This window comes from Bradyrhizobium oligotrophicum (assembly GCF_051168495.1).
In the GTDB taxonomy this organism is placed as follows: Bacteria; Pseudomonadota; Alphaproteobacteria; order Rhizobiales; family Xanthobacteraceae; genus Bradyrhizobium; species Bradyrhizobium oligotrophicum_A.
The window spans coordinates 155944-172888 of the sequence record NZ_JBNPVB010000009.1; the positions used below are offsets into that span (position 1 = coordinate 155944).

At 67.9% G+C, this 16945-nt stretch carries 18 protein-coding genes; 8 read left to right on the top strand and 10 right to left on the bottom strand.

The features are described 5' to 3' along the window. Positions 1 to 117 precede the first annotated feature (117 nt). On the top strand, positions 118 to 1734 hold the full coding sequence (gene xseA, locus ACQR1B_RS18750) for an exodeoxyribonuclease VII large subunit (RefSeq protein WP_434836094.1): 1617 nt from the start codon (positions 118 to 120) through the stop codon (positions 1732 to 1734). A 7-nt stretch (positions 1735 to 1741) separates the two neighbouring features. Here xseA and ACQR1B_RS18755 read toward each other — a convergent pair whose 3' ends face one another. Continuing rightward, positions 1742 to 2569 carry a dienelactone hydrolase family protein gene (locus ACQR1B_RS18755; protein ID WP_434836093.1) on the bottom strand — a complete coding sequence of 276 codons (828 nt, stop codon included), beginning with the start codon at positions 2567 to 2569 and terminating at the stop codon, positions 1742 to 1744. A gap of 181 nt (positions 2570 to 2750) precedes the next feature. On the opposite strand from ACQR1B_RS18755, the gene ACQR1B_RS18760 reads away from it, so the two are divergent. Then, a complete protein-coding gene (locus ACQR1B_RS18760) occupies positions 2751 to 2978 on the top strand; it encodes a DUF2093 domain-containing protein (protein WP_434836092.1) in 228 nt (75 codons plus the stop codon). Here ACQR1B_RS18760 and lpxK read toward each other — a convergent pair. The 6 genes from lpxK to ACQR1B_RS18790 all read right to left on the bottom strand — a co-directional run bounded on the left by lpxK (position 2975) and on the right by ACQR1B_RS18790 (position 8533). Then, positions 2975 to 3982, bottom strand: a complete 1008-nt coding sequence (gene lpxK, locus ACQR1B_RS18765) for a tetraacyldisaccharide 4'-kinase (protein WP_434836091.1) — start codon at positions 3980 to 3982, stop codon at positions 2975 to 2977. The genes ACQR1B_RS18760 and lpxK overlap by 4 nt on opposite strands. Continuing rightward, complete coding sequence (locus tag ACQR1B_RS18770; RefSeq protein ID WP_434836090.1) at positions 3975 to 5282, bottom strand: 3-deoxy-D-manno-octulosonic acid transferase; 1308 nt, start codon at positions 5280 to 5282, stop codon at positions 3975 to 3977. The genes lpxK and ACQR1B_RS18770 overlap by 8 nt, the downstream gene beginning before the upstream one ends. Next, positions 5275 to 6012 (bottom strand): lysophospholipid acyltransferase family protein, encoded by a 738-nt coding sequence (locus ACQR1B_RS18775; protein ID WP_434836089.1) that lies wholly within the window; start codon positions 6010 to 6012, stop codon positions 5275 to 5277. Before ACQR1B_RS18775 ends, ACQR1B_RS18770 begins: the two co-directional genes overlap by 8 nt. A gap of 17 nt (positions 6013 to 6029) precedes the next feature. Beyond that, positions 6030 to 6272, bottom strand: coding sequence for a DUF4170 domain-containing protein (locus ACQR1B_RS18780; protein WP_434836088.1), 243 nt, complete (start codon positions 6270 to 6272; stop codon positions 6030 to 6032). A 61-nt stretch (positions 6273 to 6333) separates the two neighbouring features. Further along, positions 6334 to 7152, bottom strand: coding sequence for a 3'(2'),5'-bisphosphate nucleotidase CysQ (locus tag ACQR1B_RS18785; RefSeq protein ID WP_434836087.1), 819 nt, complete (start codon positions 7150 to 7152; stop codon positions 6334 to 6336). After that, positions 7139 to 8533, bottom strand: coding sequence for a TldD/PmbA family protein (locus tag ACQR1B_RS18790; protein WP_434836086.1), 1395 nt, complete (start codon positions 8531 to 8533; stop codon positions 7139 to 7141). Before ACQR1B_RS18790 ends, ACQR1B_RS18785 begins: the two co-directional genes overlap by 14 nt. Positions 8534 to 8817: 284 nt before the next feature. Between ACQR1B_RS18790 and ACQR1B_RS18795 the strand changes: the two genes are divergently transcribed. Then, positions 8818 to 9342, top strand: a complete 525-nt coding sequence (locus ACQR1B_RS18795) for a DUF6101 family protein (protein WP_434836085.1) — start codon at positions 8818 to 8820, stop codon at positions 9340 to 9342. Here the strand turns inward: ACQR1B_RS18795 and ubiA are convergent, their stop codons facing one another. The 3 genes from ubiA to ACQR1B_RS18810 all read right to left on the bottom strand — a co-directional run bounded on the left by ubiA (position 9343) and on the right by ACQR1B_RS18810 (position 11652). Further along, the gene (gene ubiA, locus ACQR1B_RS18800) at positions 9343 to 10275 is read right to left on the bottom strand and encodes a 4-hydroxybenzoate octaprenyltransferase (protein WP_434836084.1); all 933 of its coding nucleotides are present in this window, start codon (positions 10273 to 10275) and stop codon (positions 9343 to 9345) included. Then, the gene (locus ACQR1B_RS18805; protein WP_434836083.1) at positions 10272 to 10937 is read right to left on the bottom strand and encodes a hypothetical protein; all 666 of its coding nucleotides are present in this window, start codon (positions 10935 to 10937) and stop codon (positions 10272 to 10274) included. Before ACQR1B_RS18805 ends, ubiA begins: the two co-directional genes overlap by 4 nt. 286 nt (positions 10938 to 11223) lie before the next feature. Next, positions 11224 to 11652, bottom strand: coding sequence for a hypothetical protein (locus ACQR1B_RS18810; RefSeq protein WP_434836082.1), 429 nt, complete (start codon positions 11650 to 11652; stop codon positions 11224 to 11226). Between the two features lie 208 nt (positions 11653 to 11860). Here ACQR1B_RS18810 and ACQR1B_RS18815 point away from each other — a divergent pair, with 208 nt between their 5' ends. From ACQR1B_RS18815 to ACQR1B_RS18835, 5 genes are all read left to right on the top strand, one after another. Next, positions 11861 to 12607 (top strand): 16S rRNA (uracil(1498)-N(3))-methyltransferase, encoded by a 747-nt coding sequence (locus tag ACQR1B_RS18815; RefSeq protein ID WP_434836081.1) that lies wholly within the window; start codon positions 11861 to 11863, stop codon positions 12605 to 12607. A gap of 117 nt (positions 12608 to 12724) precedes the next feature. Beyond that, positions 12725 to 13885 carry an ATP phosphoribosyltransferase regulatory subunit gene (locus ACQR1B_RS18820; RefSeq protein WP_434836080.1) on the top strand — a complete coding sequence of 387 codons (1161 nt, stop codon included), beginning with the start codon at positions 12725 to 12727 and terminating at the stop codon, positions 13883 to 13885. Beyond that, positions 13882 to 14859: an ATP phosphoribosyltransferase gene (gene hisG, locus ACQR1B_RS18825; RefSeq protein ID WP_434836079.1), complete on the top strand. Its 978-nt coding sequence runs from the start codon at positions 13882 to 13884 to the stop codon at positions 14857 to 14859. The genes ACQR1B_RS18820 and hisG overlap by 4 nt, the downstream gene beginning before the upstream one ends. A gap of 70 nt (positions 14860 to 14929) precedes the next feature. Further along, on the top strand, positions 14930 to 15973 hold the full coding sequence (locus tag ACQR1B_RS18830) for a glycosyltransferase family 2 protein (protein ID WP_434836078.1): 1044 nt from the start codon (positions 14930 to 14932) through the stop codon (positions 15971 to 15973). After that, positions 15970 to 16812, top strand: coding sequence for a ChbG/HpnK family deacetylase (locus tag ACQR1B_RS18835; protein ID WP_434836077.1), 843 nt, complete (start codon positions 15970 to 15972; stop codon positions 16810 to 16812). The genes ACQR1B_RS18830 and ACQR1B_RS18835 overlap by 4 nt, the downstream gene beginning before the upstream one ends. Positions 16813 to 16945: the final 133 nt, after the last annotated feature.

Below are 16945 nucleotides of genomic sequence, written 5' to 3' on the forward strand. Positions count from 1 at the left end.
TCGCTCTTTTTAGAGTACTCTGTATCATAGAGTTATCGAAAAGGCAACGGCTTGATTGGCGGTGGCGACCGAAAGCCCCTACCTTGGCGGCTGCCCCCAAACCCGAATCAGCCAGCAATGCCGCCTGCGGAAGCCCTGCCCAACGCGCCCGAATTCACCGTCTCCGAGCTGTCCTCCGCGCTGAAGCGCACGGTCGAGGACCAGTTCGGCCACGTCCGCGTGCGCGGCGAGATCACCGGCTTCCGCGGTCCGCATTCGTCGGGCCATTGCTATTTCGCGCTCAAGGACGAGAGCGCCAAGATCGAGGCCGTGATCTGGAAGGGCGTGCACGGCCGCATGCGCTTCAAGCCCCAGGAGGGGCTCGAAGTCATCGCGACCGGCAAGCTCACCACCTATCCGAACTCGTCGAAGTACCAGATCGTCATCGAGGCGCTGGAGCCGGCCGGCATCGGCGCGCTGATGGCGCTGATGGAGGAGCGCAAGCGCAAGCTCGGCGCCGAGGGTCTGTTCGATCCCGCCCGCAAGCAGCTGCTGCCCTGGCTGCCGGAGGTGATCGGCGTCGTCACCTCGCCGACCGGCGCCGTCATCCGCGACATCCTGCACCGGCTCGAGGACCGCTTTCCCCGTCATGTGCTGGTCTGGCCGGTCAAGGTGCAGGGCGAAGGCTCGGCCGAGCAGGTCGCGGCGGCGATCCGCGGCTTCAACGACCTGCCCACGGCCGGCCCCATCCCGCGGCCGGACGTGCTGATCGTCGCCCGTGGCGGCGGTTCGCTCGAGGATCTGTGGTCGTTCAACGAGGAGATCGTGGTCCGCGCCGCGGCCGAGAGCGTGATACCGCTGATCTCGGCAGTCGGCCACGAGACCGACGTGACCTTGATCGACTTCGCCGCCGACAAGCGGGCGCCGACGCCAACGGCTGCGGCCGAAATGGCGGTCCCGGTCCGCAGCGAACTGATGCAGGAGGTCGCGAGCCTCGCGCGCCGCGTCAGCGTGTGCTGGCAGCGCGGCCAGGAGAGCCGCCGCAACGAGCTGCGCGCGGCCGCACGCGCCCTGCCCGGCGCGACCGAACTGCTGGCCATCCCGCGGCAGCGGCTGGATTCGGCGGCGGCAACCCTGCCGCGGGCGCTGAAGACCAACACGCATGTGCACTTCCGTCAGTTCGCAGCCGCCAGCGCCAAGCTGACCTTGCGCGTGCTGCATGGCCAGATCGCCCAGGCCGATCATCGACTGGTCGTATCCTCCGAGCGGCTGGCGCTGTCGGCGCGGACGCTGCTGCACCGCAGGCGGGAGCGGTTCGAAACGCTCGAGGCTCGCTTCAAGGCGTCACGCCTCGCCTATGCGCAGGCCAAGCGCCAGGTGATCGCGCGCGAGCGCGACCGCACCGAACGGCTGGCCGATCGCGCCGGCCGCGCGCTGGCGACGTCGATCTCGCGACTGTCGGCGCGCGTCGATCACGCCGGCCAGTTGCTGGCCGCGTTGTCCTATCGCAGCGTGCTGGCGCGCGGCTTCGCGCTGGTGCGCGACGAGGCCGGTCATCCGCTGCATCAGGCCGCGAACATCGGTCCGGGCGCAGCGCTCTCGATCGAGTTTGCCGATGGCGTGGTTGCGGCCACGGCCGATGCGGGACGTCCTGTCCCGATCGCGGCGCCGACGGCACCGAAGCCTGCCCGCGAGAGCAAACCGGCGGCATCGAAACGAACGACGGATCCCGCCGATCAGGGCAGCCTGTTCTGACGGCGCATCAACGCGCCAGCCATTCGGACACCAGCTTCTGCGCGTCGGCGCGGGCTTCGGGATCGGAGCCGACATGACCGCGCTCGGGTGCCGCGGCATCGGCACCCACCTGATGCAGCGGCAGATTGAGCCGATCGAAATCGTGATAGGCGCCGGGATAGACGACGATCCGGGTCAGCGCGCTGCGGCCGCGCGCGCCATCGATCATCTGCCGGCAGGCGGGCGGCGAATAGACATCGTCCAGACCGCCGATCAGGATCAGGGTGGGAACGCGTGCGCTCCAGCCCAGCCCCGACGAGGCACGGCAATCCGGATAGAAGGCCACGGCGGAGCGAAAGTCCGGCGCGACATGCTCGGGCAATTGCGGCCGCACCGCCCACAACAGCGCGCTCGCGCCGCTGGCCCAGCCGACGAGGCTGATGCGGTCCGGCATGGCCCAGTTCTGCCGGGTCAGCCATTTCTGCGCGATCACGATGTCGGCGACGCGCTCGCGCCGGCCGCTGATGCGGCGCTCCTTGACGCGGCATTGCGGGCCGAGCCCGCGCGAGCCATAGCTGTCCGGAAACAGCACGGCCTTGCCCTCCCTGACGAGGTCCACGGCCCAGTCGCGATAGCGCGGCAGCACCGGGTCGGCGCGGCCCGCAAGCCCGCCGCAACCATGCAGCGCGATGACGGTCGGAAATGGTCCCTGCCCGGTCGGCCTGTACAGCTGCGCATGCAGCACGTAGCCTTCCGAGGAAATCTCGATGGCGGCCGGCGCCGGCAGCGACTCCGCCGATGCCGGGAAAACCGTTGCATGGAGCAGACAGACGATGACGGCAACGAGGGAGCGCATCAAACCAGCCGGGCGAGACGAGCGGCGGACAGCCTGAATTCTAGCTAGCATGGAGTATCTTGCCGAAACATCACAAATCAGTGGGTTTTGCGGAAGCGACAGGGGCCCCCATCTGTGATAGGAAACCCCACGAATGGCGTGTCGTGCGCCCGCTGGCGTACATGGATTGGAGATCGCGGACGTGCTCAACAAGTTCGGTCCCTCGGGTCAGGGGGAAGCGCAGGTGCAGTATCTGGATGGCGATTTTCGCGTGATTTCGCCGGGAAGCTACGTGCGATGCGCCGTGACCGACGCACGGATACCGCTCGATGAGCTGAAATATTGGAGCGTCGACCTGCAGGAGGCCTATGCGGTGCCGAGCGCGGTGCTGCAACGGCACTACCCCGGCGCTCTGAAGGCGAACCGCTAAGGGCCGCGGCTGGCGGACAGCCGTTGCGTGACGAACATCCGCAACGCCCGCTGATCGTCGAATTGCAGCGTCACCGGAAATGCGGTGATGGCAAGGCCGGAGCGGACCGGCGTGCAGCCGCCGAGCCGCGCCAGATCTTTCTCCGTCGTCACCAGGCTCAGACCCTGACGCTTCGCCTGCGCCGTCAGAGAGGCGATCTCGTCCGGCGAAAAAGCATGATGATCCGGGAAGGCGCGCTCGGCTTCGACGTCGAGCCCGCTGGCGCGAAGGGTGCGGAAGAAGCGCTGGGGATCGCCGATGCCGGCGAAGGCCAGGATCGGCCGTCCGGCGAGCGCCGCGACGATCTGCGCATCCGGCTGCAGACGGGCCCTGAAAACCGGTTTTCCCGCGGCCTCGACACGCGATGCAACGGCATCGCCGGCATCGCCGCTGCCGACCACGACCAATCCGTCGGTGCGCTTCAGTTGCGGCGGCAGCGGCGCCCGCAGCGGCCCGGAGGGAAACACCCTGGCATTGCCGAGCCCCCGTGCGCCGTCGATCACGATCAGCGCGAGGTCCTTGGTGATCGACGGGTTCTGAAAGCCATCGTCCATCAGGATGACGGAGGCGCCCTGCGCCTTGGCGAGGCCGACGCCGTCCGCGCGCGCGCGCGATACCACCACGGGCACCCGCGCCGCCATCATCAGCGGCTCGTCGCCGACATCGGCCGCGGCGTGAGCGCCGCGATCGACCAGCACGGGTCCACGCAGCCGGCCGCCGTAACCGCGGCTCAGCACGACCGGCTGCTCGCCGAGTTCGCGCAGCAGCGTCGTCATGGCCAGCACGGTCGGCGTCTTGCCGGCGCCGCCGACATGGAAATTGCCGACACAGATCACGGGCACGCCGGCGTCGACCCCGCTCTGCGCCATGCGGCGCGCGGCCACGGCGCCGTAGAGCAGCGAGAGCGGGGACAACAGACGCGATTGCCAGGATCGTGGCCGATGCCAGAAGGCCGGCTCACGCATCGCCGGCGGCCCCCATCTCGAGCCTGACCTGCAGCAGATACGGCTCGAGCGCCGACAGCGTTCGCTCCAGCGCCCCGCCGAGTTGCGCGACGACGCGCGTTCCCGCCCCCGCCAGGCCGTCGCAGGCCGCGGGATCGGCGAGCAGCTGCCGGAATTGCCGGACCAGCGCCTCCGGATCCTGGGCAAGCCTTGCGCCCGCGGCCCGGTCCAGCGCCTCGTAGACTTCGGTGAAGTTGAAGACGTGCGGCCCGTGCACGATGGCGGCACCGAGCTTGACGGCCTCGATCGGATTCTGGCCGCCATGCTCGACCAGCGAGCCGCCCATGAACACGACCGGCGCGAGCCGATAGAACAGGCCGAGCTCCCCCATCGTGTCCGCAACGTAGACATCGGTTCCGGCGAGCGGCTGCGCCTCGTGCGAACGCAAGGCCCCCCGCAGCCCCGCGCCCGCGACGAGTTCGGCGACGGCAGGTCCGCGATGGGGATGGCGCGGCACGATCACCGTGAGCAGCGACGGATGCGACCTGGACAAGGCCTTGTGGGCCGCGATCAGGATCTCGTCCTCGCCCGGATGCGTGGACGCGGCGACGACCACCGGGCGGCCGCGCGTCATGGCCATGAGCCGTTCGAGCTTCGCCGGATCGGCGGGCGGGGCCGGCACGTCGAGCTTGAGATTGCCGGTCGTGATGACGTTGCGCGCGCCGAGCGCGGAGAACCGGTCGGCATCCGCCTGCGACTGCGCGAGAAAGAGGTCGAAGCGTCCGAGCAAGGCGGAGATGGTGCCGGACATGCGGCGCCAGCGCGGGAACGAGCGCGGCGACATGCGGCCATTGATCACGACCATCGGCACCCGCCGCGAGGCCCCGGCCAGGATCAGATTCGGCCAGAGATCGGATTCGATGAACAGCCCGAGCGAGGGACGCCAGTGGTCAAGAAACCGCTCCACGAAGCGCGGCGTGTCATAGGGGACGTATTGATGGATGACGTCGGCCGGGAAGCGCTTGGCCACGATCGCCGCCGACGTCACCGTGCCCGAGGTGATCAGGATGCGGATGTTGAGCGCACGCAGCCGCTCGATCAGCGCTGCGGCCGCCAGCACCTCGCCGACGCTCGCCCCGTGAATCCAGACCAGCGGCCCCTGCGGGCGCGTGTCGTGGCTCAGCCCGCGCCGTTCGTCGGTCCGCTCCGGGTCCTCCTTGCCGTGCCTGAGCCGCTGCCTGATGAAGGCCGGCGCAAGCGGCACCGCCGCCGAGGACAACCCGCGATAGACGCGCAGGGCCATCGGCAGCGGGCTAGCCACTGGACGCTCCCGACACCGGCGGGGGACATGCATCGGGCCGGCCGACGATCTCATAGGCGCGGCGCATGCACTCGTTCAGCGTGGCCTCGAGATCGAGGCGCGCCTGCTCCATCATCGCGGCGTCGGCATCGCGCGGCACGTTGATTTCCTTGATTCCCACCAATGCGCCGCGGCCGAATGGCAAATTGATGGTGGTGCTGTCCCAGTTCTTCAGTCGGACGAAGCGGCTCGTGACCATTGCGAACGGCATGATCGGGCGTCCTGATTCGCGCGCGAGCATGATGATGCCGAGACCCGCTATCCGTGCACGTTTCGGCACATCGGCTGTCGATGCAACATTATAGTTGTCTTCCAGCGCCCGCACCATCTCCTTGAATGCCCCCACTCCGCCTTTGCGGTGGAAGGAGGAGCCATGGTCGCCGGAGCCGCGGATGGTTCCGATGCCAAGCCGCTCGGCCGCGATCGCGTTGAACTCGCCGTCGCGATGCCTGGAGATCAGCACCTTGGCGCGATAGCTCGGCTTGTTCTTGATGAACGGCGTCAGCAGATGCTGGCCATGCCAGAACGCGAAGATCGCCGGCATCTGCGGCTCGACGATGTCGTAGACATCGGGCGGCTCGTAGGTGAAGCGGTTGGTCAGCCACACCAGGCGGAGGTACTCGGCTGCGAGGAACCCGACAGCGCGCTGGAACCAGCCGCTGCGCAGCATATTGCGGATCAGATGTTGCAAGTGAGAAGCTTTGCGTCTTACGTCTTCGCGTCCTGACCGGGATCGAGCAGCCGGTGCAGATGCACGATGAAATAACGCATGTGGGCGTTGTCCACCGTCATCTGCGCCTTGGCTCGCCAGGCGGTGTGGGCCGAGGCGTAGTTGGGATAGACGCCGACGATGTCCACCTTGTCGAGATCTTTGAATTCGTTCGTGTCGAGGTTGACGAGCTCGCCGCCGATCACGAGGTGGAGGAGCTGCTGCGAGGCGCTATCTGTCATCGGTCTCGTTCCTAATCAACGCGCCTTGCGGGCGGCCTGGCCGGTGCGATCCGAGGGGTAATCAGCTCTGCGGCAACTGGCGATAGTGGCTGACGATGTCAGCATGTCGATCGCGTCCCGCTGCTACCAGCACCCCATGGGCCACGTCCGGACGATTATAGAGGATCGCCTCGCCCGACAATGCGCTCATTTTACCACCCGCTTCCTGCACGATCAAATGAGCCGCCGCAAGGTCCCAATCGCGGCTTTGTCCGCCTGCAAAAGCGGCATCGAGCGCACCGTGCGCGACACGGCAGAGCCGCAGCGCCAATGATCCGATGCGCGGATGGAGTTCGACGCGAGCCGAATCCGTCGCAAGCCGCTCAACCAGCGGTTTGGGACCGGCAACCCGCGCAAAGTCGATGCCCGTCCCGGTCGAAGCCGCGACCTTCTCGTCGTTCAGGGTGGTGCCGCCGCCGCGCGCGGCGAAGAAGAACTCCTCGCTGGCCGGGACATAGACCGCAGCGAGGATCGGCGCACCATGCTCGACCAGTGCCACGCTCACGCACCAATCGTTACGGCCCCCGAGATAGGAGCGGGTGCCGTCGATCGGATCGACGATCCAGACCCGCGAGCGGGCGAGCCGCGACGGATCGTCGGCGCTCTCTTCGGACAGCCAACCATAATCCGGCGTCGCCGCTCGCAGCCGGCGTTCGAGCAGCGCATCGACGGCCATGTCGGCTTCGGACACCGGGGACGACGCCCCCTTGGTCCATTTGCGCAGCTCCGTGCCGAACATCGCGCGCGCCAGCTCGCCGGCTTCGCGCACCGCCTGCTTCAGAAGTCCGGCCTCCGCGGCCAGCTTCGCCTGGTCGGAGCTGTCGATGTCACCGTCCGCCAAGCGTGAGTCCTTCGATGCGCACCGTCGGCGCATTGACCCCATAGCGGAACTGCAGATCGCTGGCGGGCGTCATCGACTTGAAGATCTCGAACAGGTGGCCGGCGATCGTCACCTCGCTCACCGCATAGCCGATCTCGCCATTCTCGATCCAGAAGCCGGAAGCGCCCCGGCTGTAGTCGCCGGTGACGCCGTTGACGCCGGAGCCGATCAGGTCGGTGACATAGAAGCCCTGCTTGATGTCAGAGATCAGGTCTCTCGCGGTGACCACGCCGGCCTCGAGATGCAGATTGAACGGTCCCGGCGAGGGCGAGGACGATACGCCGCGATGGGCATGGCCCGTCGTCACCATGCCGAGCTCGCGGGCGGTGCCCGAATCCAGCAGCCACGTCGTCAGCACGCCGTCATCGACCAGCGCCGTTGGCTTCACCTTGACGCCTTCGGCATCGAATGGCTGCGACCGCAGGCCGCGCCGACGCAGCGGATCATCGATGATGCGGATGCCCTTGGCGAACAGCTGCGCGCCGAGCTTGTCCTTCAGGAAGCTGGTCTTGCGGGCGATCGAGGCGCCGTTGATGGCGCCGACGAGATGGCCGACCAGCGAGCCGGAGACGCGCGGATCGAACACCACCGGCACCTTGCAGGTGGCGACCTTGCGCGGATTGGCGCGGGCCACGGCGCGCTCGCCGGCGCTGCGCCCGACGGTTGCGGGCGGCAGCAGATCGGCGCCGTGGGGAGCCGCCGTGTAGTCGTAGTCGCGTTCCATGCCGGTGCCTTCGCCGGAGATCGCGGTCGTCGAAATGCTCTGGCTCGAGCGCAGATAGGCGCCGTGAAAGCCGTCGCTCGTCACCAGCACCATGCCGCCGATGCCCGTCGAGGCCGATGCGCCACCGGACTTGGTCACGCCCTTGACGCCGAGCGCTGCAGCCTCCGCCTCCTGGGCGCGCCGCTCCAGTTCCGCGGTCGAAGGGATTTCCGGATCGAGCAGATCGAGTTCGGGAATGTCACGCGCCAAGAGCGCGGGATCGGCGAGGCCGACATATTTGTCGTCCGGCGCCACCCGCGCCATCGCCACCGCGCGCTCGGCCAGCCGTGCCACGCCATCGCCGCTGACGTCGTTGGTCGACACCACCGCCTGGCGCTTGCCCACCAGCACCCGCAGGCCGACATCGTCGCCTTCCGAGCGTTCCGACTCCTCGACGCGCCCGTCACGGACCTCGACGCCTTGCGAGACGCCGCGCACCGCGATCGCGTCGGCGGCATCGGCGCCGGCCTTGCGCGCCGCCTCGACCAGCCGTTCGGCGAGCGTTCGGAGGGCGGACTGATCGAGCAGATCTGATTGGGCGGAAGTCGAGGATGCAGCGGCTGAGGGGGAAGAGGTCACGAACACGATCCGATCGATGTCAGGTGGGCGGCGAAGACGGCTCAATCCAGACGAAATGTGGCCTGCTCACGCCGACTTCAAGCAGCCAGGCAGACACCACAACGGATTGTCGGCAAATCGGCAAGGTCTCGTCAATCATGCGGGGCAAGCGGTTGTCAATCATGACGGTAAGAGGATCATGCGTGACGACTGATTAACCAGGCTTCTTAAGCTGATACGGGCGGGGCGCGTGGCAAGGTCTCACGCATCGACCGGGAGCATAATCCCGGCGGGGAGATCAAGCCGTGAGGCGTCAAACAGCAACAGGCGGAAGCAATTCCGCTGGGTCGAGCCGCGTACTGCGGCTCGACCCTCTTTCCCTGCCCGTCTCGTACAGCGCGCACGACACCCGTGCCGATGGCGGAATCCGGCAGATCGAATTGCACCGGGAGCGCGTGGTCCTGCGCCGTGCCGTGAGCGGCATGCGCATGGCCGTGAATCTCCGGGTCAGCGATTTTCTCGGCATCGCGCTCCGCGAGATCGACGACGCGCAGGTGATGCTGGTGCTGGTCCACCGTGACCCCTCGCTCACCATCCCGCTATGCGTCAGCGACGACCAGGATGAGATCGTTGCCGCCTGGGCGATGTGGAGCGAGACCTTCGCGCTGCCTCAGTTGCAGGACGCAAGGCGCGAGGCTGCGCCGCGTCGCCGCCGCCGCAACGCCATCCGTTCCCGCCGTCCGCGCTTCCTGATGCGCCGCCGTGTCGGACATCTGCTCAACCCGGCGTCGATCCATCGCGGCGAGCACGAGATCATCGCGCGGAACTGATCAGCTCGCGCGCATTACGGCATCGACCAGCAGGCCTGCGAACAGCAGCAGTCCTGCATCGCGGTTCGACTTGAACACCCGCAGGCACAGCGCGGAATCGGCAATGTCGAGACGCCGGATCTGCCAGCCGAGATGTACTGCGAAACAAGCAAGCCCGACCCAGGCCGCGACGTGCACATGGGCGGTGACGAACGCCCCCGCGATCAAGACGACGGCAAGTGCGTAGAAGATGACGAGCGCCAGATGCGTGCGCTCGGCGAACAGGCGCGCCGTCGACTTGATGCCGATCAGCGCGTCATCCTCCGCGTCCTGATGCGCATAGATCGTGTCGTAACCGATCACCCATGAGATCGCGCCGGCATAGAGCAACAGCGCCGTGGCATCGATGCGGCCGAACGCGACGGCAAATCCCATCAGCGCGCCCCATGAGAAGGCGAGGCCGAGCACGAGCTGCGGCCACCAGGTGACGCGCTTCATGAACGGGTAGATCGCGACGATCAGCAGCGATGCGATGCCGGTGCCGATCGCGAAGCGGTTGAACTGCAGCAGCACCACGAGCCCGACCAGGGCCTGCGCCACCAGAAACGCCAGCGCCTGCCTGACGCCGACCTGCCCCGCGGGAATCGGTCGCGAGCGCGTGCGCTCCACCCTGGCGTCGAGATCGCGGTCGGTGATGTCGTTCCAGGTGCAGCCGGCACCGCGCATGGCAAAGGCGCCGACGAAGTAGAGTCCGATCCACGCCGGAAGCATCGACAGGCTTCCTGCCATCCCGGCTGCCAGCGCGGCCGCCCACCAGCACGGCATCAGCAGCAGCCAGGATCCGATCGGGCGATCGTATCGGGCGAGCCGCAGATAGGGCCGGCTCCAGGCCGGCGCCAGCGTGTCGACCCAATTGCCGGTCGCGTCAGCAACGCGGACGGCGGTGTCGCTCATCGCGTGAGAACGTTGCCGGTGAGGGTGTCGAAGGCCGAGCCGCCCTTCTTCGCCGTATTGGCTTCAGGCAGCGAGGCCGACGAGCCGATGACGTCGCTGAGACTGGGCGCGGCCGGGCCGCCGCCGCCCTTCTGCATCTGCTCCGCCACAGTGCAGACCTTCTGCTGAATGCCTTCGGTGCCCTTGTGGTTGGTCTTCAACTGCTCGGCGATCTGGCTGGGGATGCCACACTTCGTCGCGTTGGCCTCGACATATTTGATCATCTTGATCTCGGCCTGGCCGAAGCTCTTGAACAGCTTGCAGGCCTCGACCGGCGTGGCTTTGCGCTTGCTCGCGGCCTGGATCAATTTGCCGCGCCGCTCGGCTTCCTCGCGCAGTGGCACGAATTCCTTCATGCAGTTTTCCCCAGGACCACCCTGGGGAGGTGCCGCTGCGAAGCCACCCCCGCCGCCGCCGAAAGCCGCCGGACCGGGGCTGGGAAACGCATTGGCCGGCGGGGCCGAGTTGCCGTTGATGGGCGGAAACGGCGACGCGTTCGACTGGGTCTGGGTCTGCGTCTGGCCCGGCAGCGGCGCTGGAAATGCGCTCTGCGCCGACGCTTGGCCTGCGGTCATCATGACGGCGGCGACGATGAGCGGCGCGATGCGATGGCGGACGATCAAGGCTGGTTCTCCGGCAAGACCAAGAATGCTCAACACTTCCGGACGAAAGCACGATCCGATCCGGGGCTTTTACGATTCCCGCCCGCCAGGCACAACCGGGGATTTGGGCAGCCGCGGCGGAGAGACGCAGCCGCCCGTCGGATAAGGTCCGTCTCGGGACTCGAATCATGCGGTCCACATCTGAGGATGCAACCAGCCGCAAATTCTGCCGATCAAATCCTGGTCATCACGCTCGCAGCCGGCCGGTTCCCGCTACCGCCAATCATTCCGATATGCGGTTCCAGACTCAGGTGGCGGTACAGACCTTCCGCATCACCGTCAGGGTGTTCTCGTGATTCGCCTTCAGCTGATCGGTGATCTTGGCCGGAATCCCGCACATCGAGGCATGCGCCACGGCGTAGTCGAGCATTTTCGTCTGGGCGAGCTCGTAGTCATGCACCAGCTGGCAGGCCTCTCCCGGCGCAAAGCGGCGCTCGGTCGCCGCCTTGAGCAGCTTGGCGCGGCGGGCGGCTTCGTCCCGCAGCGGCGTGAATTCCTTCAGGCAGCTTTCGGGCGGGCGAAAGCCGGGGGCGGCGATGGCCGCCCCGGACGCCGCACCGGGGTTGGACGTCTGGGGTGCCGCGCTCTTGTCGTCGGCCCGCGCGGATCCCGCGGCCGTTCCCGCGATCACCACAGCGAGCCCCCAAAGGCGCCAGGTCCGATGTCTGCAGATCACGGCTGTTCTCCTCATCAAGGCTTCCGACGCCGTCCGGAATCCCGCCCGATTGGATGGCCGCCATTCCGGCCGGCATCCAATCGGTAAAATCTGTCGACAGCGCGACCAAAAGGCGCCACGCCAGGGCAGCCCGCCTGACGGGGCTCCGGCGTTCCGCGCCGGCGCCTCGTTCAGCCGGCAACGTCCATCATCCACACCTCGTCGCGCCATGCCCGAATACGACTTCACCGCCCCGCGCCTGTTCGTCGATGCGCCCCTGCAGGAAGGGGGCGCCGTCGCGCTGGAGCGCCAACAGAGCAATTATCTCGGCAACGTGCTGCGGCTCGGCGCAGGCGATCACGTGCTGGTCTTCAACGGCCGAGACGGGGAGTGGCAGGCCGCGATCGGCGGCCGCAAGCGGCCGGACGGCCTGACCATCGAGCAGCGGACCCGGCCGCAGGACCGCCTCCCCGACATCGCCTACGTGTTTGCGCCGCTCAAGCATGCCCGGCTCGATTACATCGTGCAGAAGGCGGTCGAGATGGGCGCGGCGCGGCTGGAACCCGTGCTCACCCGACATACCCAGGTCTCACGGGTCAACGGCGAGCGGATGCGCGCCAACGTGATCGAGGCGGCCGAGCAATGCGGTATTCTGAGCCTGGCCGAGGTCAGGGATCCGGTGCCGCTGGAGCGCTTCCTCGGTCAGCGCGCGGCGTCACGGCTGTTGGTGTTCTGCGACGAGGCCACCGACCTCGCCGACCCCGTACAGGCGCTGCGCGACGATATGCATGCCGGCATCGACGTGCTGATCGGCCCGGAGGGCGGCTTTGCCGCCGACGAACGCGAGCTGCTGCTGCGCCAGCCGCGCGTGATCAGGCTGGCCCTCGGGCCTCGGATCCTGCGCGCCGATACGGCCGGCGTTGCCGCCCTCGCCCTGGTGCAGGCCACGCTCGGCGACTGGGCGGCACGCGGTTAAGCCATCCGGCCAATTGTGGCTGATCCCGGCCATTGCCAGTCGAAACCGCCGGACGGCCATGCTAAGGGGCTGCCGCCGCCCTTCTGGGGCGCCAATCCAGCTTGGAACCTGATCGACATGACCGGACCCGCTCCGACCGGACCCGCCGCGTGGGCGGACACGCTGCTGCAGTCGTTCGCCGAGGCCGGCTATCAGCGAGCCCAGCCGGCCATCCTGCAGCCGGCCGAACCGTTCCTCGACCTCTCGGGCGAGGACATCCGCAAGAGCCTGTATCTGACGACGGATGCCGGCGGCGAGGAGCTGTGCCTGCGGCCCGACCTGACCATTCCCGTCGCCCGCGACTATCTGGCTTCGCCCCGTGCCGGGCAGCCGGCCGGTTTCAGCTATCTCGGTCCCGTATTTCGCTACCGCGGCGGTCGGCCCAGTGAGTTCCTGCAGGCGGGCATCGAATCGTTCGGGCGCAAGGATCATCCGGCGGCGGACGCCGAAATGCTGGCGCTGGCGATCGAGGCGACCGCGGCCGCGGGCCTCGCCGAGGTCGACATCCGCACCGGCGACGTCGCGCTGTACACCGCCCTGATCGACGCGCTCGATCTCTACCCGGTCTGGCGGCGGCGGCTGATCAAGGACTTCAACCGCAAGCGCACGCTGGCCCAGGACCTGGAGCGGCTGGCGATCGCCGCGGTGGCGCCGCGCAACGAATATGAGGGCGTGCTCGCCGCGCTGGCCGGCTCCGACCGCAAGGCGGCGCTCGCCCTCGTCACCGACCTGATGTCGATCGCCGGCGCCACCGCCGTCGGCGGCCGCACCGTGGCCGAGATCGCCGATCGCTTCCTGGAGCAATCGACCTTGAAGAGCGGCGCGCTGCCGCGCGACGCGCTCGACCGTATCAAGCGTTTCCTGGCCATCACCGGCAGTCCGACCGAGGCGATCCAGCAGCTTCGCGCCCTCGCCGCCGACGCCAGGCTCGACATTTCGGCGGCCATCGACGCGCTGGAGGCGCGCACCGGCTTCATGGCCCAGCGCGGCATCGACATCGCCAAGGTGCGCTTCGCCACGGCGTTCGGCCGCGGCCTCGACTACTACACCGGCTTCGAATTCGAGCTGCATCGTCCTGACAATGGCGACGAGCCGCTGGTCGCGGGCGGCCGCTATGACGGTCTGCTGAGCCAGCTCGGCGCCGCCTCGTCCATTCCCGCCGTCGGCTTCTCGATCTGGATCGAGGGCCTGGCCCAGAGCAGCGCCGCGGGCCAGAGCCCGCGCGGGAGAGCATCATGAGCGGCCCCCTCGTCCTCGCCGTTCCCTCCAAGGGCCGCCTGCAGGAGAATGCCGAGGCGTTCTTCGGCCGCGCCGGCCTGACGCTGTCCAAGCCCGGCGGCGCGCGCGACTATCGCGGCACCATTGCGGGCCTCGACAATGTCGAGATCGCCTATCTCTCCGCGAGCGAGATCGCCTCGCAATTGGCGCGCGGCACCGTGCATCTCGGCGTCACCGGCGAGGACCTGGTGCGCGAGAGCATCACCGATGCCGACCAGCGGGTGCTGCTGATCGATACGCTCGGCTTCGGCGGCGCCAACGTCGTGGTCGCCGTGCCGCAGGCCTGGATCGACGTCCGCACCATGGCCGATCTCGACGACGTCACCACCGGCTTCCGCGCCCAGCACAATCGCCGCATGCGGGTCGCGACAAAGTACATCAACCTGACGCGCAGCTTCTTCGCGACCCACGGCATCGTCGACTACCGCATCGTCGAGAGCGCCGGCGCTACCGAGGGTGCGCCCGCGGTCGGCACCGCCGAACTGATCGTGGACATCACCAGCACGGGATCGACGCTCGTCGCCAACGGGCTGAAGGTGCTGGACGACGGCGTGATCCTGCGCAGCCAGGCCAATCTGGTCGCCTCCCGCGACGCCGACTGGTCGGACGGTCCGCGCGAGAGCGCCCGAATCATTCTCGACCACATTCACGCCCGTGCCCGCGCCAGCAAATACCGCGAGGTCCGCACGCGATTCAAAGGATGCGACGCAGCAATGCTGACCGAGGCGCACAACCGGTTCGGCGTCGTGGCGCCGTTCGGCGGCCCGACCTCGTCGGGCATGCTGACCCTGCACTGCCCGCCGGCGCAGATCTACGCGCTCGGCAGTTTTCTGCGCGGACATGGCGCCGAGACGGTATCGGTGGCCTCCCTGGACTATGTGCTCGACCGCGAGAATCCGCTGTTTGCCCGCCTCGAGGCCTTCCTGCGATCATAAATCGCCGTTCATCGTAGCGACAGGTGAACGGGACTACCCTATGTTGGCAGGAGAACGAGGACTCTGAGCGATGCTGGGAACTGACGTGTCCGACCTGACCACGACCGCGGCCGACGCCGCGTCGCAGGGGCTGTCGATCGTTATCCCCGTCTACAACGAGGGCGCGGGACTGACGGCGCTGCACGAGCGGCTGAACGGCCTCGCCCACACTTTACGGCAGCGCTTCGGCCTCGCCTGCGAGCTCGTCTATGTCGACGACGGCAGCCGCGACAACACGCTCGCGATCGCCCGCGCCTTGCAGGCCGATGCGCTCGACGTCCAGGTGGTGTCGCTGTCGCGCAATTTCGGCAAGGAGGCGGCGCTGATGGCCGGCCTCGATCACGCCCGGCGCGGCGCCGTGCTGTTCATGGACGGCGACGGCCAGCATCCGCCGGCGCTGGTCGAGCAGCTCGTCTCGCATTGGATCAAGGACGGCTATGACGTCGTCTATACCGCGAAGGCGCATCGCGACAACGAGCCGTTTCTGCGCCGCGTCGCGGTGCGCGGCTTCTATTCGCTGATCAACTGGGGTGCGCGGCAGAAGATCCCCGAGGATGCCGGCGACTTCCGCCTGCTGTCGCCGCGCGCCGTGGCCGCGCTGCGCCAGCTGCCGGAGCGCAACCGCTTCTTCAAGGGGCTGGCGAGCTGGATCGGCTTCCGCCAGATCCGCGTCGACTACGAACCCGCGGCCCGTGCCCACGGCGTCACGACCTTCAACGTGACGAGCCTGCTCGGCCTGTCGATCGAGGGGCTGACGTCGTTCTCGGTGGCGCCGCTGCGCGTCGCCAGCCTGCTCGGCATCCTCTTGGCGTCGGGCGCGTTCCTGTTCGGCCTCTCGATTCTGTGGGAGACCTTCACCACCGGAAAATCGGTGCCGGGCTATCCCTCGCTGATGGTCGGCCTGATGACGATCGGCGGCGTGCAGCTGATCATGATCGGCATCATGGGCGAGTATATCGGCAAGATCCTTTCCGAGCTGAAGGCGCGGCCGATCTACTTCGTCGCCGAGCACAGCGAGAAGCGCGCCGCGCTCGACGCGCGCAGCGACGGCACCGAGAGGAATGCCGCCGAATGAGCGAGGCGCCGCACCGGCGCATCTGGCTGTGCGCCGATGATTACGGCATCAGTCCCGGGGTCAACAGCGCCATCCGCGACCTGATCGCGCGCGGCCGCTTGAACGCGACCTCGGTGATGACGGTGGGCGCCGCGATCGGACGCGACGAGGTCAGCGAACTGACCAAGGTCGCGGCCGACAGCCCGCGCTGCGCCATCGGTCTGCACGTCACGCTGACCGCGCCGTTCCGGCCGCTGACGATGCACTTCCGTCCCGCTGAAGGCGGCATGTTCCTGCCGTTTCCCAAGCTGCTGCGCGCCGGGATGACCCGCCGGCTCGACCCCGAGATGATCCGCGCCGAGGTGATGGTGCAACTGGCGGCGTTCGGCGAGCTGTTCGGCCGCGCGCCCGATTTCGTCGACGGCCACCAGCATGCCCAGCTGTATCCGCAGGTGCGCGAGGGCTTCCTCGCCGCCGTCAAGGAAGCGGCCCCGTCGGCCTGGGTGCGCCAGGGCGGCCGCAACGTGCCGCTGACGGAGCGGCTGCGGGCGCCGAAGGCGCTGCTGCTCGACGTGCTCAGCGCGCAATTCCGCCGTCACGCCAGCCGCGCCGGGATCGCCTTCAATCCCGCCTTCGCCGGCGCCTACGACTTCACCAGGGCGTCCGACTTCGGCAGCCTGATGGACGGTTTCCTGAACGAACTGCCCGAACATGGGCTCGTGATGTGCCATCCCGGCTTCGTCGACGACGTCCTCGTCGCGCTCGATCCGTTGACCGCGCAGCGCGAGCATGAGCACGCCTATCTCGCAGGCGAGCACTTCCCCGCACTGCTGGACCGGCGCCGGATGACACTCGCCTGAGCCGATCTTTTGCCCCGGTGACGAACAAACGCCTGTCGGCGACGTTTCATCCTGAACGCAGCCGGCGTGAAGCTCGAAAGTGCCTCGCAAACTCACTGACGCTTTGTCGCATACGGAAATTTAATCCGCGGCC

What these genes read in the sequence shown, in the direction of transcription:
- lpxK (WP_434836091.1), bottom strand. Translation starts at nt 3,982, where the DNA reads ATGCGTGAGCCGGCCTTCTGGCATCGGCCACGATCCTGGCAATCGCGT.
- ACQR1B_RS18820 (WP_434836080.1), top strand. Translation starts at nt 12,725, where the DNA reads ATGACCGGACCCGCTCCGACCGGACCCGCCGCGTGGGCGGACACGCTG.
- ACQR1B_RS18830 (WP_434836078.1), top strand. Translation starts at nt 14,930, where the DNA reads ATGCTGGGAACTGACGTGTCCGACCTGACCACGACCGCGGCCGACGCC.
- ACQR1B_RS18755 (WP_434836093.1), bottom strand. Translation starts at nt 2,569, where the DNA reads ATGCGCTCCCTCGTTGCCGTCATCGTCTGTCTGCTCCATGCAACGGTT.
- hisG (WP_434836079.1), top strand. Translation starts at nt 13,882, where the DNA reads ATGAGCGGCCCCCTCGTCCTCGCCGTTCCCTCCAAGGGCCGCCTGCAG.
- ACQR1B_RS18835 (WP_434836077.1), top strand. Translation starts at nt 15,970, where the DNA reads ATGAGCGAGGCGCCGCACCGGCGCATCTGGCTGTGCGCCGATGATTAC.
- xseA (WP_434836094.1), top strand. Translation starts at nt 118, where the DNA reads ATGCCGCCTGCGGAAGCCCTGCCCAACGCGCCCGAATTCACCGTCTCC.
- ubiA (WP_434836084.1), bottom strand. Translation starts at nt 10,275, where the DNA reads ATGAGCGACACCGCCGTCCGCGTTGCTGACGCGACCGGCAATTGGGTC.
- ACQR1B_RS18815 (WP_434836081.1), top strand. Translation starts at nt 11,861, where the DNA reads ATGCCCGAATACGACTTCACCGCCCCGCGCCTGTTCGTCGATGCGCCC.
- ACQR1B_RS18780 (WP_434836088.1), bottom strand. Translation starts at nt 6,272, where the DNA reads ATGACAGATAGCGCCTCGCAGCAGCTCCTCCACCTCGTGATCGGCGGC.